This window comes from Bradyrhizobium sp. 155 (assembly GCF_023101105.1).
In the GTDB taxonomy this organism is placed as follows: Bacteria; Pseudomonadota; Alphaproteobacteria; order Rhizobiales; family Xanthobacteraceae; genus Bradyrhizobium; species Bradyrhizobium canariense_D.
In genome coordinates this window covers 6,049,113-6,062,899 of record NZ_CP064704.1, presented here as the reverse complement: position 1 = coordinate 6,062,899, position 13,787 = coordinate 6,049,113, and the positions used below count along the sequence as shown (strand labels likewise).

Genomic DNA, 13,787 nt, shown 5'->3' with positions numbered 1-13,787 from the left:
GGACTAAGGTTCTCGATCGGCGCAAGCGCAATCCTGAGCGCATGCAGCACTATGCGCGAAATCGCGCGCCTTGTCCTGCTCATTCGAGGCCCCCCACCATGGATCTGAAAACATCGGCATATGACGTCGCAATTTTCTCGGGGGTCATTTTGGCAATTCTCAATATCGCAAATTCCATAGCATTGCCCTGACAAGGTAGCAGAGCTTTTTCGACGACATCTGCACAAGCAACAGGATCATTTCGGTCTTTAACGTAAAACGGGTAGTCGGGCCCCAGCAGCTCCCGATGTTCAGGAATGTTGGAAGCTACGATCTTCAAGCCCGCCGCGGCGGCCTCTAGAAGGACATTTGGCAAGCCTTCGTGATGGCTTAAGCTTACAACCACCGCCGCCCTCGACAGGTAAGGAGATATGTCCTGGCGAAAACCAAGAAAGCTTATCCGATCGCCAAATCCAGCGCGCGAAACTGTGCCTTCGAGCTCGCTCTTGAGGCTGCCATCGCCAAGGATGGTAAACGTGATGTCAGGACGACGTTCGGCCAACACGCAGAACGCATGCACAACGACTGGCACATTCTTCTGAGGCTCTAGTCGGCCGGCATAAATAACGGAATTGGAGTTGGTCGATCTGCCGGCAAGGGCCTGTGGATGCACAATATTGGGGATCACGAAACAAGGACGATCCGCGCCCGCCTCAGCCCAGTACAATCTCCCCTTCTCAGAATTCGCGATAATCCCGTCAGCAAAAACTCCGAGACGACGCCGGAGCCAATAGCGAAGATCAGGCGGATACTTTGAGTCTCTTTCTGTCATGATCCACGTCAGCTTGGCCATGCCAAGTCGAACGAAGAAACTGTAAGCATCGCACGCGTGCAACCAAGAAAGAAGAATGTCCGGTTGTAGCTTTCCAACTAGAGCGCGTAAGCTCAGAATGTTTCTTGGATCGTAGTTTGATCTAACGGAAAGCCTATGAATCCTTAGATTTATGTTCTGAAGCAGATGGTCATGAACACCAGTATAAAAATGAATGAGATGAAGTTCGATGTCATCTCTTTTTTGAAGCTCGTTCAGAAGGTAGATGCATTGCTTTTGCGCTCCACCGTCTGACATTGCCTGTATAAGAAAACAGACGCGGATTGGTCTCATGGTGAATTCGGCGGCTAGCGTTTACTGTTGAGAGGATTGCTCAAGCGAGCAGTGGGCAGCGCGCGGCCCTGCATCCACATGAGCACGTCGTAGGCTTTAAAAAGGATATAGGTCCACGTGAGCATCCTAACTGGAAAATCGACGGTGTATCGCGACAGTTCGGCAAAATTGCCGAGCACAAGGAGATAGAAAGTGATCGTGCGCGTCGAGAATGGGGTCAATGCCGCGCGCTTTTGGACCGTTCCGGAAAATATCCCAGCCAGCAGGATCAAGCCCGGGATGCCAAAGGGCCCGAAGTCCATATACGCATCTGTAAGCAGATTCGATCCGACGCTCCAGCCTGCATTCGGACCGAGCATATAACTGGAGAGCACCTCCGCTGTATTGGTCATATGTGCGTCGCTGCCCAGCAGGGAGCCTCGGACCAACGGTACGATTCCTGCGAAGCCAATCAGCTTGTACTTGCCGTATCCGTAATCTAGCCGCTCGGGGACAATGTCGAAAGTCGCTCGCAAGGTGGCAGTCGTTATGCTGAAGCTGCTACTACGATTTGCTTCCTCGCTCGGCCGAGCTTCAAACATCCTCGCTATGAGGCCCGAAAAAGATCGATCCTGCGACATTCGAACGGTCTCGACCGTAGTATAAAGTACTAGTGAAGCGAAGACGCACGCCGCCAAGGCCATCCAGGATGTGCGTCGAATAAAGGTGAAAAAGCCACCTCCCGCGGCGATTGCAATCAGGAAGAATGAATTACGGTCTCCATGAAGGAGTATTCGCGCAGACCAATAAGCGATTATGGGAAGGCAAAGAAGGATAGGAAGCTCCAGAGCCTTCCTTTGCGCGATTAGGGCGATGGCGCGCGATCCTGCAACGATGCATAGCATTGTGATTATGAGATAGATGCCGTCTGCAATGGCGCCGCCGCTCGTTATCTTGGTATACCGCCCCTCATCCGCGCTCTGGAGGCCAGCTCCTTCATAAATGAGAATGAATCCGGAGAGGAGCAGCAAAACTATATAGCCAAAAGCAACATAGTATTGGCCTTCGTTCGCGCTCTTGGCCGGCGGCAAGTTTGAATTTGATCCAGTGCCAATGCTCAGCCCAAGATGAAATGCGACGAACCCGAGCGCAGATGCAACGAGAGCTTGGTTCGATCCGTGCTCGTACACGAAGGGAAGGTACGAGTTGTTACGCAGATCGGAAATCCCGAGAAAATGCAGCTGGTAAGGATTTATGAACAGCAAGAAATAGAACATTAGAAAGAGAGTTTCGATTGACGTGTATACGGGGATGTCCGGACGAATACGAACGGTCGAGAGAAACGAGTGTATGAAGTAAATATAGAATAGAACAATAACCGGCCAAGCGAGATAAGCGTCGTTTCCGGTGGGGACAGCGTATAATGCGAACGTCAAGCAGCCGAGTAATAGGGCTTGACCTATGAGCGACGTTTTGTGGGGGATTGAACGGGTGCGATTCATTGCGTAATTCTTTCGCGAGCTGCGAAGGTTCGTCCATAGATGAGCGAACGGGTCTCCTGAGTGAGGACGAACGCAAATGCAATACCAGCGAGCACGATGAACGTCGCTGCGGCTGTCAGCAAAAGGGCAGGCCAGCCGTGCGGGTCGATAAAGGGCGCAACGAGGATCGAAGCCGCAATCACAATGCTCAATACTACCATTCCGCGCCAATGGCAGAAGGGTACCGGAACAAGACCGCAGACCAACCGCGGCAGCAGGATAGAAGCGAGCAGGCGGCCAATGATAAGGCCCACATAGATGCTCTCGAGCGAGCTGAACGCAAGGTAAAGCAGCCCTGCCAATAGGAAGCTGCCAAACGTCCCCGCCAGGGCAACGAGAACTTTCTTCGAAATGTTGAGTCCAACGTCCTGAACTTGTGCTTCCAATCGTATGTGTGAAAGTTGCAGGAATGCGATCACCATCAGAACGTTAAGCGTGTCACCCATGTAGTACTGAGGTCCGATCCACGTAGTGACGAATGCCTTGTTCAGTAGCAAGATACCCGCTCCGCCCACGGTCATGACTGCTAGCAGGATTTCGCGTGTTTTGTCGACAAGCCTTCCTGCCGCGCGAAGATCACCATTTCCGATCAGCGCGCCCAAGCTCGGTGTAACTGCGCTGCCAGTCATCAGACAAATCGCAAGTGCGAATTGAATCGAATAGGAGGTGAACGTGTATTTGGTGACCGCGAGAGGACCCGACAGGGCGCTGATCAGGAGAAGTTCACTCGAAAGCAGGAATAGTTGAACGAGTGCCCACACCAGCGTCCAATTGCTGAAGCCAGCGAAACGGGTAAGGTCGCTGCGCGTTGGCTTGGCAATTCCCCACCAGTTGACGCGTCTGCGGGCAATCCACCATGTGAGCGTACCGTTTAGCACGGTGCAGCCTAAGGTAATCAGCCCCAGAGTCGGTAGTCCATAGCCTCCTCGCGCAGCAAGAAGCATCAACCCGTTGCTTACAATCAGAATTGTGGTCGTCAGAACGATGGAGCGGTAACCTTGATTGGTGCCGATCAGAACCGCATCCGGAATGCCGACCACAGCGCTCAAGACTACATTGATTCCGAGCGCCAGTGCTGCCCATCTCGCAAATGTAAGATGATCGGCGGTGATGCCGTTGATGAGTGAGGGCAGGAGGTAGACAACTCCTGAGACTGCTAACAGAAGCACCGGAAGCCAAAATAGCCACATTAGGATGGCTGCACCGACGGCGCGACGCAGGCTTAAATCGTCATCCTTTCCGGATCCGTGGGCGACAATCCATTTCAGGGCTTGCGTAGCTCTGCCGTCGGCAACGCCTGAGAGGTCGAGCAGCCGCAACAGGGATTTCCAGATTCCAAAGTCGGTGGGACCTAAGCTTTGGACAAGGAGCGGATTGATCGCAAGTCCGAGCAATGCCATTACAACAAAGTTTGCGTATAGCGCGATGGCATTTAATTTTGTGCGGCTCATAAGAAGTGGTTGTCAGCCCGAAAAGATCACGTACGGAGCGGAATTATCAGTAGGCCTTTTGCTGACGAAAAGCAGTGAAGGCCGTTCCAACAATGATCCTGACATCCAACCCCACATTCCAGTTATTGATGTACCACAGATCATGCTCCACGCGCTTCTCCATCATCTCGAGCGCGCGGGTTTCTCCGCGGTAACCATTAACCTGGGCCCAGCCGGTGATGCCGGGCTTGACGTGATGGCGGTAGGCGTAGTTGCCGATGATCTGCTCATATTCGGTGTTGTGGGCGGCCGCGTGCGGACGGGGGCCGACCAGCGACATGTCGCCCTTGAGCACGTTGAAGAGCTGCGGCAGCTCGTCGATCGAGGTCTTGCGCAGCCATTTGCCGATGGCGGTCACGCGCGGGTCGTTCTTCTGTGCCTGCACGATTTTCGGGCCGTCCTCGAGCACGCGCATGGTGCGGAACTTATAGATCTTGAAGGCGCGGCCGTTGAAGCCGTTGCGGGTCTGGCGGAAGAACACCGGCCCCTTCGAGGACGCCTTGATCAGCACGGCGGTCACCAGCATCACGGGGGCGAACACGATCAGCGCCAGGGCCGTGCCGGCGAGGTCGAGTGTGCGCTTGAGCGCGCGTTCGTTCCGCGACAGCGGGGCGCGGCGCAGCTCCGCGGTGAAGGTGTTGCCGGTCGATTGCAGCGGATAGCGCAGGAAGCGCGCGGCGTGGGCATCGGGCACCAGATGCACGGGAACGGGCAGGATCTTCAGCGCGTCCAGGATGCTGTCGATCGCGTGTTGCCGGCTCCAGCTCATCAGCAGGAAGATGTGCTCGACCCGGTTCTCGCGCGCATAGGCGATCAGCTCGTCAAAGCGTGGCGCGATTGCCGACAGCAGCAGCGGCGAGGCGAGGTCGGCGGAGCGGATCTCCATGATCCGCATCAGGCGATAGCCGTGCTGGGCGAGGTCCATCATGGTGTTGGACGCCGCCGGCAGCCCGAATTCGGCGATCATCACCGCGCGGCTGTTGGCGAACGCCCCGGTGGCAAGCGCCCTGGCGGTCCAGCGCCCGGCCGCGAGCTTCCAGGCCAGCAGCACCGTGAGGCCGACCAAGTAGAACGAGAGCGTGGTGCCGCGGGAAAACTCCTCGCTGACCTTCATGGTGAAGGCGATCGCCAGCAGCGCCCCGAACAGCCCGGTCCACGTCGTCACCGCGGTGCGGAACGCGCGCGACAGGTTGGTGATGTTCTTGAGCCGGTAACCGTGCTGGACCGTGGTCAGCAGGATGAAGTTGATGGCGACCAGGACGCTCGCCGCGGCATAGACATCGGCCTTGCCCAGCGTCGATTGGGTGTAGAAATGATAGGCGACCGCGCAGCCGATGCCGCTGACCACGATCAGGGCCGCATCCACAACGGCCATCCCCCGTTCCACAACCAAAGGTCGCATCCACCGCGGCGCATACCCTTTACGTGTTTTTGCAAATGGCTCGACTCCACCAGTTTCCGTCGCAGAATCAGGGACGGGCACCTGTCGAGTGGAAAGAATTGTCATCCTGGCAAACCCACTGACGCAAAATTCCTTACCGAAGAAGCCGTGCTATCAGTCAAAATCGCTGTTAAAACAAGGCGAAGGGAAAATTAACCTTACCCGATCAGTTGCATTGTAGTCCATCTCGCCCCGACTGATATGTTCAATTTTACAAACCATTAGGAAAATCTCGTTGCCTCGAACCCAGTCCCGGCGGCGGACGACGCCGAGAGGGAGGCGTTACCTCGCCGTTGCCTTGGCTGTCCTCGCCTTGGCCGGAACCGTGCTGCTTCTGCTTCGCCGCGATGCGGCGCCCGTACGAGCCCCGACGGCCTCCAGCGCAGCGGTCAAGCTCCTCCTGGACGGGCCATATGGCGCGCGCTTTGGCGGCGAACTCGCTGCATCCCGGCAGGGATATTTCTCCTCCCGCATTGAGGTGGCGGCCCAACCCGACCCGGACTTCGTCCAAACCATTGCACGTCAACATGCCATCGGCGTGACGAGCGGCCAAAAGTTCCTGCTGGCAAGCTGGCGCGGCGTTCCCGTGACCGCGTTTGCAGCAAGCTTTCTCGATACCTCCGTTGCGATCTTTACTCTCGAAAGCTCGGGCCTGCGGCGGCCGGCTGATCTGGTCGGAAAACGAATCGGATACCGCAAAGCGAGTGAGGGCGATGTGGTGTTCGATGCCATGATGGCGCAGCTTGGACTGCCTCGAAGCCAAATCGCGAAGGTGCCCGATCGCGACAGTTTCGAGGCTCTCAGGGCCGGGGAGGTGGATGCGGTCATTGCCGCAATCGACGCCCAACCAGATCCGGCCAGTTCGAATAGCATGAAGTTGAATGTCATCAAGCCGCAAGACTACGGGATTCATGTTCCTGGCTTGGTCTACTTCGCAAGCACCGCTCTCGTCCATGAACAGCCATCCATGATCGCCGACGTCCTTCAGGGCCTCATCCGAGGATGGCAATTCACCTACGCTGACTATGCACGGAGCGTGCCTGTTCTCGCCGGTACCGAACCGACCGCTCTGCATCCCGAACGGCTCAGGTTCGAGCTGCAGCAGCAGCGGCCCCTCGTGCTTCCGACGGGCGGCCGCATCGGCGACTACGACGAAAGCCGCTGGCGGACGCTCCGGGATATCCTGCTCTTTGCGAAGCTGGGCGAGGAAAGCGTGCCTTTGGCTCAGACGGTCAACTACCAGTTCCTTCGGGATGTGTACCGCCGTTCACCCGACCTCGCTGCTCCAGGCGCCTGGAGCGAGCAAAAATAGGACCAAGAAGCCACACCCGCGCGCCATATCGTCCAAAAGTCGCTCGGGTGCCCGGCATCGGTTGCATTTCTGCCGGTGGCTTTGGTAAAGTTCGGTTCACTATTTGGGCTGGTCGTGGAGCGGTCTTGCGAACTGGCGTCGGTCGGCTGGGGCCTGACGAGCGCGTTCGGGGATCAACTCCGCAGGGGTGAGGAGCTATTTTGGATGTTTAAGACGTTGATGCGAGCAGGCCTTTTGGGCGCAAGTGTTACCTTCATCGCGGCGAGCGGAGCGAACGCCGCGATGCAGATGCCGGCACCGGCAGCCCTGCTCACGGGTGAGAGCCAGGTGACGCCTGTGACGTTCTGGGCCCAACCCTATCCCTATCGGTACGTGCCGTGGCGCCGTTGCCCTCTGGTGCGGGTCGAGACGCCCTATGGCTGGTATATGGACCGGGTTTGCGCGCCTCTCGGCCCTGTCCTGCGCCGGGCCTACTGAAGTAACCCGAGCGGCGCTGCCGTTTTAACGAATTTCAGGGCAGCCGCGCGGCCGACGCGGCTGCCTTGCTCGTTTTTGTTTCATTCTGTGCCAACCTTTTGTGCGCGCGGCGCGGGTTCACCATGAATATCTTCCCGTAGTCTGGACAGGCTGTCGCATGATGAAGATTGTGTTACCTGTCCGGCGGGACTGCATCGGCAGCGTGATTGCGTAATGCGGCGGTCGCTAGATCTCACAGGATAAGGTTCCTGCGCACCGAGCGCCGGTAGAGGATTGCGATGACAGGGGCTGCTACCTACGAACTCTCCGGCAAACGTGTCTTTGTCGCGGGTCACCGAGGCATGGTCGGATCAGCTGTCGTCCGCAGGCTTGCGTCAGAAAACTGCACCGTGCTGACGGCCGACCGGCGTGAGCTGGACCTCACGAAGGAAGAGCCCACCCTAAAATGGCTCGAGGCCAATCGCCCAGAGGCCGTTGTTCACGCCGCTGCAAAGGTGGGCGGCATCGCAGCCAACAACAATTTCCCGGTCGATTTTCTCTGCGACAACCTTGCGCTAGAATTGAACGTGATCCGCGCAAGTCACATGGTTGGCGTGCAGCGCCTGTTGTTTCTCGGCTCGTCTTGCATCTATCCCAAACACGCCAATCAGCCGATCGCCGAAAGCGAGTTGCTGACCGGGCCACTCGAGCCGACCAACGAATGGTACGCCATCGCCAAAATTGCCGGCCTCAAGATGTGCCAAGCTTATCGTCGGCAGTATGGTGATGATTTCATCTCGGTCATGCCCACCAACCTCTATGGTCGTGGCGACAATTATCATCCGGATCATAGCCATGTCCCGGCGGCACTGATCCGGCGCTTTCACGAAGCCAAGATCGCTAACGCACCCAGCGTCTCCGTGTGGGGCACCGGCACGCCGCTTCGCGAGTTTCTCAACGTGGACGATTTCGCCGATGCCTGCGTCTTCGTTCTGAAGAACTATTCCAGCGATCTGCCGATCAATGTCGGCAGTGGCGAGGAATTGTCGATCGCCGAATTTGCAACGGCAGTCGCGGAGGTCGTGGGCTATCAAGGCGAGCTTGCGTTCGATACGTCGAAGCCTGACGGGACGCCGCGCAAGCTGCTCGATAGCTCGAGAATTCGAGGGCTTGGCTGGCGGCCGAACGTTGCTCTGCGGGCCGGTCTCGCGGCCGCCTACGTAGATTTTTTGAAGGGCTACGGACGTCACCTGGAAGTCAGCGCAACGCGCTGAGTAGACGATTTGGGCTGTAAGAAAAATCCTTTATTCTGAACTTTGATCTGGGCGGGGCTCTATGCGTGTTCTTTTGGTCGGCATCAATTATGCCCCCGATCTGATCGGAGTGGCGAAATACAATAGCGAGCTCTGCGAAAGCCTCGTCGCCGACGGTCACGAGGTGAGGGTGATCACGGCTCCGCCGTATTATCCCGCCTGGAAGATCCCGCACCGCTTTAGTAGTTCTTACTTCAGAACGAGGCATATCGATGGCGTTCGGGTCACGCGTACGCCGATCTATGTGCCTGAACATCCGTCAGGGGCAAAGCGACTTATCCATCATGCCTCCTTCGCACTCTCGAGCGCAGTGCCGGCCCTCGTGAATGCGCTCTCCTGGCGACCAGACGTCATGATCGCGGTAGCCCCGTCTCTGATGTCGGCTGCCTTCGTCTCGTTCGTGGCTCGTCGCGTCGGCGCCAAATCGTGGCTGCACATTCAGGATTTCGAGGTCGATGCGGCTTTCGATCTTGGTCTGCTGCGCAACGGTTTCTTGCGCAAATGGATGCTTAGAACTGAAGCAGCGATCCTCAAATCCTTCGATCATGTTTCGACCATCTCTCAGCCGATGATGGATCGCCTGATCCTCAAAGGCGTGGACTTCGATAAAGCCGTTGAGGTCAGAAATTGGATTGATACCCGGGCGATCCGTCCCGCTTCCCGGATGACGAAATATCGCGAGCAGCTCAAGCTTGGCGAGACCGACATCGTTGCGCTCTACTCCGGAACGATGTCGAGAAAGCAAGGGCTTGAATTCGTGATCGAGGCCGCGATCGGGTTGGAGCAAAGCCATCCACATATTCGGTTTATTCTTGCCGGCGACGGACCAGATAAGACGAGGCTCGAGCAATTGGCCGCCGGACATTCCAACATCCACTTTTTCGGGCTTCAGCCCAAGGAAAGCTTCAACGAGTTGTTGGCAACTGCAGATTTCCACCTGATCCCGCAGAAGGCGGAGGCGGCCGATCTGGTGTTGCCTTCCAAGCTTGGCGCGATCTTCGCGTCCGCTCGGCCAGTCATCGCCATGGCCGAAGAGGGTACGGGGCTTGCGACGGAAGTCATCGGCGCGGGCCTTGTGGTTCCACCGGGAGATTCGTCCGCTCTTCAAGTCGCAATTTGCGAGCTTAGTGAGGCATCCGGCCTCCGCGAGCATTACGGGGAGCAAGGAAGAAAGCGCGCCCTTGATCGGTGGGACCGACAAACAATTGTTCGTCGGTGGTCGGAAGTCATGATCGACGAGCGCAAGTCGGCAGGACCGAAGGGTATCGGACCGACAAGCGCTAACGACAACATTGGACTTCCAGTGGAGGATGCGGTTCGCTTGCCCTGAGGCGTCTGACCGCGACTGCGGAGAGATGACGTCGGTCGACGAACAAGAGCAGCCAAAGGTGAGCGTCGCGATGAGCGCTTACCTCCGGGCCGCTCGCGGTGGCGGCTGATCTAACTCAGGATCACTCGTGACGCGGAAAGTATCTGAATCCGTGCTGCTTGATCAGTTCGTCGCGCTTTGCGGATTCGAGGTCTTCCTTCATCATTTCCTGAACCAGCGTTTCGAAGGAGGTCGTTGGCTCCCATCCGAGTTTCTGCTTGGCTTTCGATGGATCTCCCAAGAGAGTTGCGACCTCTGTGGGGCGGAAATAGCGGGGATCGACCGAGACGATGCATTTTCCGTTAGATGTGTCATAGCCCATCTCATCGGCGCCGCTGCCTTCCCAGCGGATCTGTATCCCGACCTCGTTCGCTGCAATATTGACGAAATCTCTCACGGAGTGCTGTACGCCGGTAGCGATCACGAAATCTTCGGGCTTCTCCTGTTGCAGCATTAACCACTGCATCTCGACGTAGTCGCGGGCGTGGCCCCAGTCGCGCAGGGCGTCGAGATTGCCCAAATACAGGCGCTCCTGCAGACCCAAATGGATACGCGCCAGCGCTCTCGTAATCTTTCGGGTGACAAACGTCTCGCCGCGAACCGGCGATTCGTGATTGAACAGGATGCCGTTGCAGGCATACATGCCGTACGCTTCGCGATAGTTCACCGTGATCCAATAGGCGTAGAGCTTGGCGACTGCGTAAGGAGAGCGCGGGTAAAAAGGAGTGGTCTCCTTCTGCGGAATTTCCTGAACCAGTCCGTATAGTTCGGAAGTCGATGCCTGGTAAAAGCGGGCCGTCTTCTCGAGCCCTACGATGCGCATGGCTTCGAGAATCCGCAGCGTCCCCAGCCCGTCGGAATTGGCAGTGTATTCGGGTTCCTCGAACGACACGGCCACATGGCTCTGCGCAGCCAGATTGTAAATTTCGTCAGGCTGTACTTGGGCAACGATCCGGATGAGGCTGGAGGAGTCCGTCAGATCGCCGTAGTGCAGCCGGAACGGCGGATCGGGCTCGTGTGGATCGAGATAAAGATGATCGATGCGATCCGTATTGAAGAGGGAGGTCCGGCGCTTGATGCCATGGACTTCATAGCCCTTCCCTAGAAGCAGCTCGGCCAGATAGGCCCCGTCCTGGCCCGTAACACCGGTAATCAATGCGCGCTTTTTGGTCATGCAAATTCTCACAGACTGGATGCGTGTTCTTATCCAATAGGCTGTCCCGTTGCTACCCGCGGCAGAGTATTTTTGAGCTGATTGGGCGCTATTATTAACGAGCCAGCCGTATCAACTTCGGAGGGCCGGCAAGGGACTAATACCCCAAGCCCTCGGGATGACCGAATTCCCGAACGTGGCAGAATTCGAACAGCAGGCGAGCAGCTAAGATCTCGCGAGTCCGCGCATCCAGAGTTGAGGGTTCAGACCCGATTGGGTGCGCAGGAAGACGTATTGATCCGAGGCTTCGTTGAGCTGGACGACCGCCCCGCTCAGATTGTCGAGAACGAAACTGACTCTTCCTTCTCGTACGAGCAAAATGAGGTGATGCTCTCCTGTGTTGCGAATAACAACTTCTGCCAAAAGGAGAGACGAGGTTGGCCAGCCCGCTTGGAGCAGCAAATGGCGTTTTGTAACGGCATAATCGCCACAGTTTCCATCATAGGGAAAGATTTGCCATTCATAGTCATTCCGGCTTACCAACAGACTCTCGGACGCGATGCTAGAATTGACAATTGAATTGATTTGATTGAGCTCGCGCCAGCGCTGCCCTCGGGAGCGGAAGCCTGTTATGCGAAGGTCCTGCTGTTCCTGGCAATCTTCAGGGTACTTTGTGCAGAACAGCGTGAACGAAAGCGGAGGAACGACCTCCTGTGTGTCGAAATCGGAGTAGGCGGGCCGGCTGCTAACGCAACACGCCAGCACCAGCATGCGTGCAGCATGTCGGATCATCGCATCGGCCTCATGATGGGCTGGACGATCCTTGTATATTGCGACGCAATAATGAAAACGCGATATCAAATGTGAGGCAGTCAATGCCTCAATCTGCGCCGTTAACCCAACTCAATCTGTCGGCGTGAGGTCCACTGGGCGGATCTGACGTCCCCGAAAAGCCGAGAGCGGACTTTGCTGAATCAGATCAACCAGACTTATTTGTCGCTGCCGCGGCTGGATGATGAACTCGTCACGCAAGCTGCCGCAGCATCAATCAGAATTTCTCATTTACAATTGCAACGTATGCAACGTGAAGGGTTATTGGTGATTTTGAACCATCCAATATGACGCGGAGACTCCTGGGATGGTATCCAGCACCAATCAGCGTTCCGGTTTTGCCGCACAACCGTGGCCCCGCTGAGGGCCTTACCTCGATGCGAGAGCCAATCGTAAATTGGCCTTCATTGTAAGTGGCGCTTCCATCGCTCGTGCCTGCACCAAATCGGTGCTTCCGGGTCCCGAAGAGCGTGGTTTGCCGCTTCATCATTAGGTCATGTCCAACAAAGATTCCTCGCCAGCGGCTTTTGCCCCAGCGGCCGCTATACGTTACCAAACAACCGTGCTCCCACGTTTCATGTAGGCTCGCGAGCCGCCGCGATGTGAGGCCACTCATTAGCAGGCGTACCGTGCGTCCAGCCTGCATCCCTTCTCAGCGAATTTGGCTTTGGCGGGTGGGTTTTGCTGGGCCAGCGCTGCCGATGATTAGAGCGGCGCGACGGTTGAAATCGCGAACAGAGTTAGGACTGCGAGCATGATCGATTTCATCGCAGATACCCCTTCTTGACCCGACCGAATTTGTCTGCCATTTTAAATACACCAAATTTAAATATACTCATTTAAAAATAGCCTCTTCAAGAGGTATTTTCAGGCGTATTGCACCCATTCATCGGGATAAAAGATGATCGACGAGAAGCTTGTTCGTTTGCGCATTTATCGAAAGAACGTTGAGCGGTATTTGGGCCTGCTTCAAACTACGCTGACTGAGATTGAACGGCAGTATGTTAAGAGGCGCCTGACCGAAGAACAATCAGCCATGGAGCTGCTGTCTGCCTCGTCGTTTCAGATAGCCGTCGAGGCTAATGGTGCCAGACAAGCATGCAGCCGCCAGCCCGGCTTCAACGCCGCAGAAAAGAGCTAACAACGGTCAACCGAGATCCAATGCGCCACTGGTCCGCAAGTGGGATGCACAGAGATCACCGCGAGAGCGAATGCACCTACGGGCCGATATGCAGATCAATGCTGGCATGGCCTAAATTGGATCCAGATCTAAAGGCCGGCATTCTCAATCGTGGGAGAACGTATCGGCGACGCCCTCGCGCCAATGCTCTGGACCTGCTGTTGCTGTCTGCCCGCTTGATCCGGGACTTAGGTCAAACTAACTCTTCGACGTATCTCGTAGCACAATTTGAACAGCTTTGCGGATTCGCTCACCTTGGCTAGGGTCGAGCGCTTCCTCCAAGTGATAAATGCGGCATAGCAGGCCGTTGATACGCCTTACAATAAGGCTGTTATTGGAATGCCGGTTGCGCGCGTGCACTAGTTGACGGCGCACCTCGATGAGGTCCATGCGACGAAAAGTTCTCGGTTGCACCATGCGAGTTGGACTCTGGCGGTGTGTCCGGCTGGATGCGGGACTATTCAGATCAACTCGTCCCGCCGCCGTACACGTATTATCGCGCCACATAACGCGCAGGCGCATTGTTGCGCGTCGAACGATCAACAGACTTCAAACCAATACAGCTTTGCCTGCAAAAA

The 13,787-nt window shown here is 56.5% G+C and carries 12 protein-coding genes; 6 read left to right on the top strand and 6 right to left on the bottom strand.

Translation table 11 applies throughout. The features are described from left to right. Positions 1 to 79: 79 nt before the first annotated feature. Genes IVA93_RS29190 through IVA93_RS29175 form a run of 4 tightly spaced genes read right to left on the bottom strand, consistent with a single transcriptional unit; the run spans position 80 to position 5,529 of the window. Entirely contained in the window at positions 80 to 1,144 is a 1,065-nt protein-coding gene (locus IVA93_RS29190; RefSeq protein ID WP_083926412.1) for a glycosyltransferase, read from the bottom strand. A 14-nt stretch (positions 1,145 to 1,158) separates the two neighbouring features. Beyond that, on the bottom strand, positions 1,159 to 2,625 hold the full coding sequence (gene wzy / locus IVA93_RS29185) for an O-antigen polysaccharide polymerase Wzy (protein WP_247789290.1): 1,467 nt from the start codon (positions 2,623 to 2,625) through the stop codon (positions 1,159 to 1,161). Continuing rightward, a complete protein-coding gene (locus tag IVA93_RS29180; RefSeq protein WP_039799615.1) occupies positions 2,622 to 4,115 on the bottom strand; it encodes a lipopolysaccharide biosynthesis protein in 1,494 nt (497 codons plus the stop codon). Before IVA93_RS29180 ends, wzy begins: the two co-directional genes overlap by 4 nt. A gap of 46 nt (positions 4,116 to 4,161) precedes the next feature. Then, positions 4,162 to 5,529 (bottom strand): undecaprenyl-phosphate glucose phosphotransferase, encoded by a 1,368-nt coding sequence (locus IVA93_RS29175; RefSeq protein ID WP_018456093.1) that lies wholly within the window; start codon positions 5,527 to 5,529, stop codon positions 4,162 to 4,164. 379 nt (positions 5,530 to 5,908) lie between these two features. On the opposite strand from IVA93_RS29175, the gene IVA93_RS29170 reads away from it, so the two are divergent. The 4 genes from IVA93_RS29170 (at position 5,909) to IVA93_RS29155 (ending at position 10,006) form a co-directional block, all read left to right on the top strand. Then, positions 5,909 to 6,907, top strand: coding sequence for an ABC transporter substrate-binding protein (locus IVA93_RS29170; protein ID WP_018456092.1), 999 nt, complete (start codon positions 5,909 to 5,911; stop codon positions 6,905 to 6,907). A gap of 204 nt (positions 6,908 to 7,111) precedes the next feature. After that, positions 7,112 to 7,384 carry a hypothetical protein gene (locus tag IVA93_RS29165; RefSeq protein WP_245288426.1) on the top strand — a complete coding sequence of 91 codons (273 nt, stop codon included), beginning with the start codon at positions 7,112 to 7,114 and terminating at the stop codon, positions 7,382 to 7,384. Positions 7,385 to 7,662: 278 nt separating this feature from the next. Beyond that, positions 7,663 to 8,637 (top strand): GDP-L-fucose synthase family protein, encoded by a 975-nt coding sequence (locus tag IVA93_RS29160; RefSeq protein WP_018456090.1) that lies wholly within the window; start codon positions 7,663 to 7,665, stop codon positions 8,635 to 8,637. A 61-nt stretch (positions 8,638 to 8,698) separates the two neighbouring features. Then, on the top strand, positions 8,699 to 10,006 hold the full coding sequence (locus IVA93_RS29155; RefSeq protein ID WP_247453932.1) for a WcaI family glycosyltransferase: 1,308 nt from the start codon (positions 8,699 to 8,701) through the stop codon (positions 10,004 to 10,006). A gap of 121 nt (positions 10,007 to 10,127) precedes the next feature. Here the strand turns inward: IVA93_RS29155 and gmd are convergent, their stop codons facing one another. Beyond that, positions 10,128 to 11,219, bottom strand: a complete 1,092-nt coding sequence (gene gmd, locus IVA93_RS29150; protein WP_247368966.1) for a GDP-mannose 4,6-dehydratase — start codon at positions 11,217 to 11,219, stop codon at positions 10,128 to 10,130. Positions 11,220 to 11,423: 204 nt separating this feature from the next. Beyond that, complete coding sequence (locus tag IVA93_RS29145; RefSeq protein ID WP_247789289.1) at positions 11,424 to 11,990, bottom strand: transglutaminase-like cysteine peptidase; 567 nt, start codon at positions 11,988 to 11,990, stop codon at positions 11,424 to 11,426. A 174-nt stretch (positions 11,991 to 12,164) separates the two neighbouring features. On the opposite strand from IVA93_RS29145, the gene IVA93_RS29140 reads away from it, so the two are divergent. Together IVA93_RS29140 and IVA93_RS29135 are read left to right on the top strand one after the other, a co-directional pair. Next, the gene (locus tag IVA93_RS29140) at positions 12,165 to 12,320 is read left to right on the top strand and encodes a hypothetical protein (RefSeq protein WP_157642954.1); all 156 of its coding nucleotides are present in this window, start codon (positions 12,165 to 12,167) and stop codon (positions 12,318 to 12,320) included. A 610-nt stretch (positions 12,321 to 12,930) separates the two neighbouring features. Then, positions 12,931 to 13,170, top strand: coding sequence for a hypothetical protein (locus IVA93_RS29135; RefSeq protein ID WP_247539980.1), 240 nt, complete (start codon positions 12,931 to 12,933; stop codon positions 13,168 to 13,170). Positions 13,171 to 13,787: the final 617 nt, after the last annotated feature.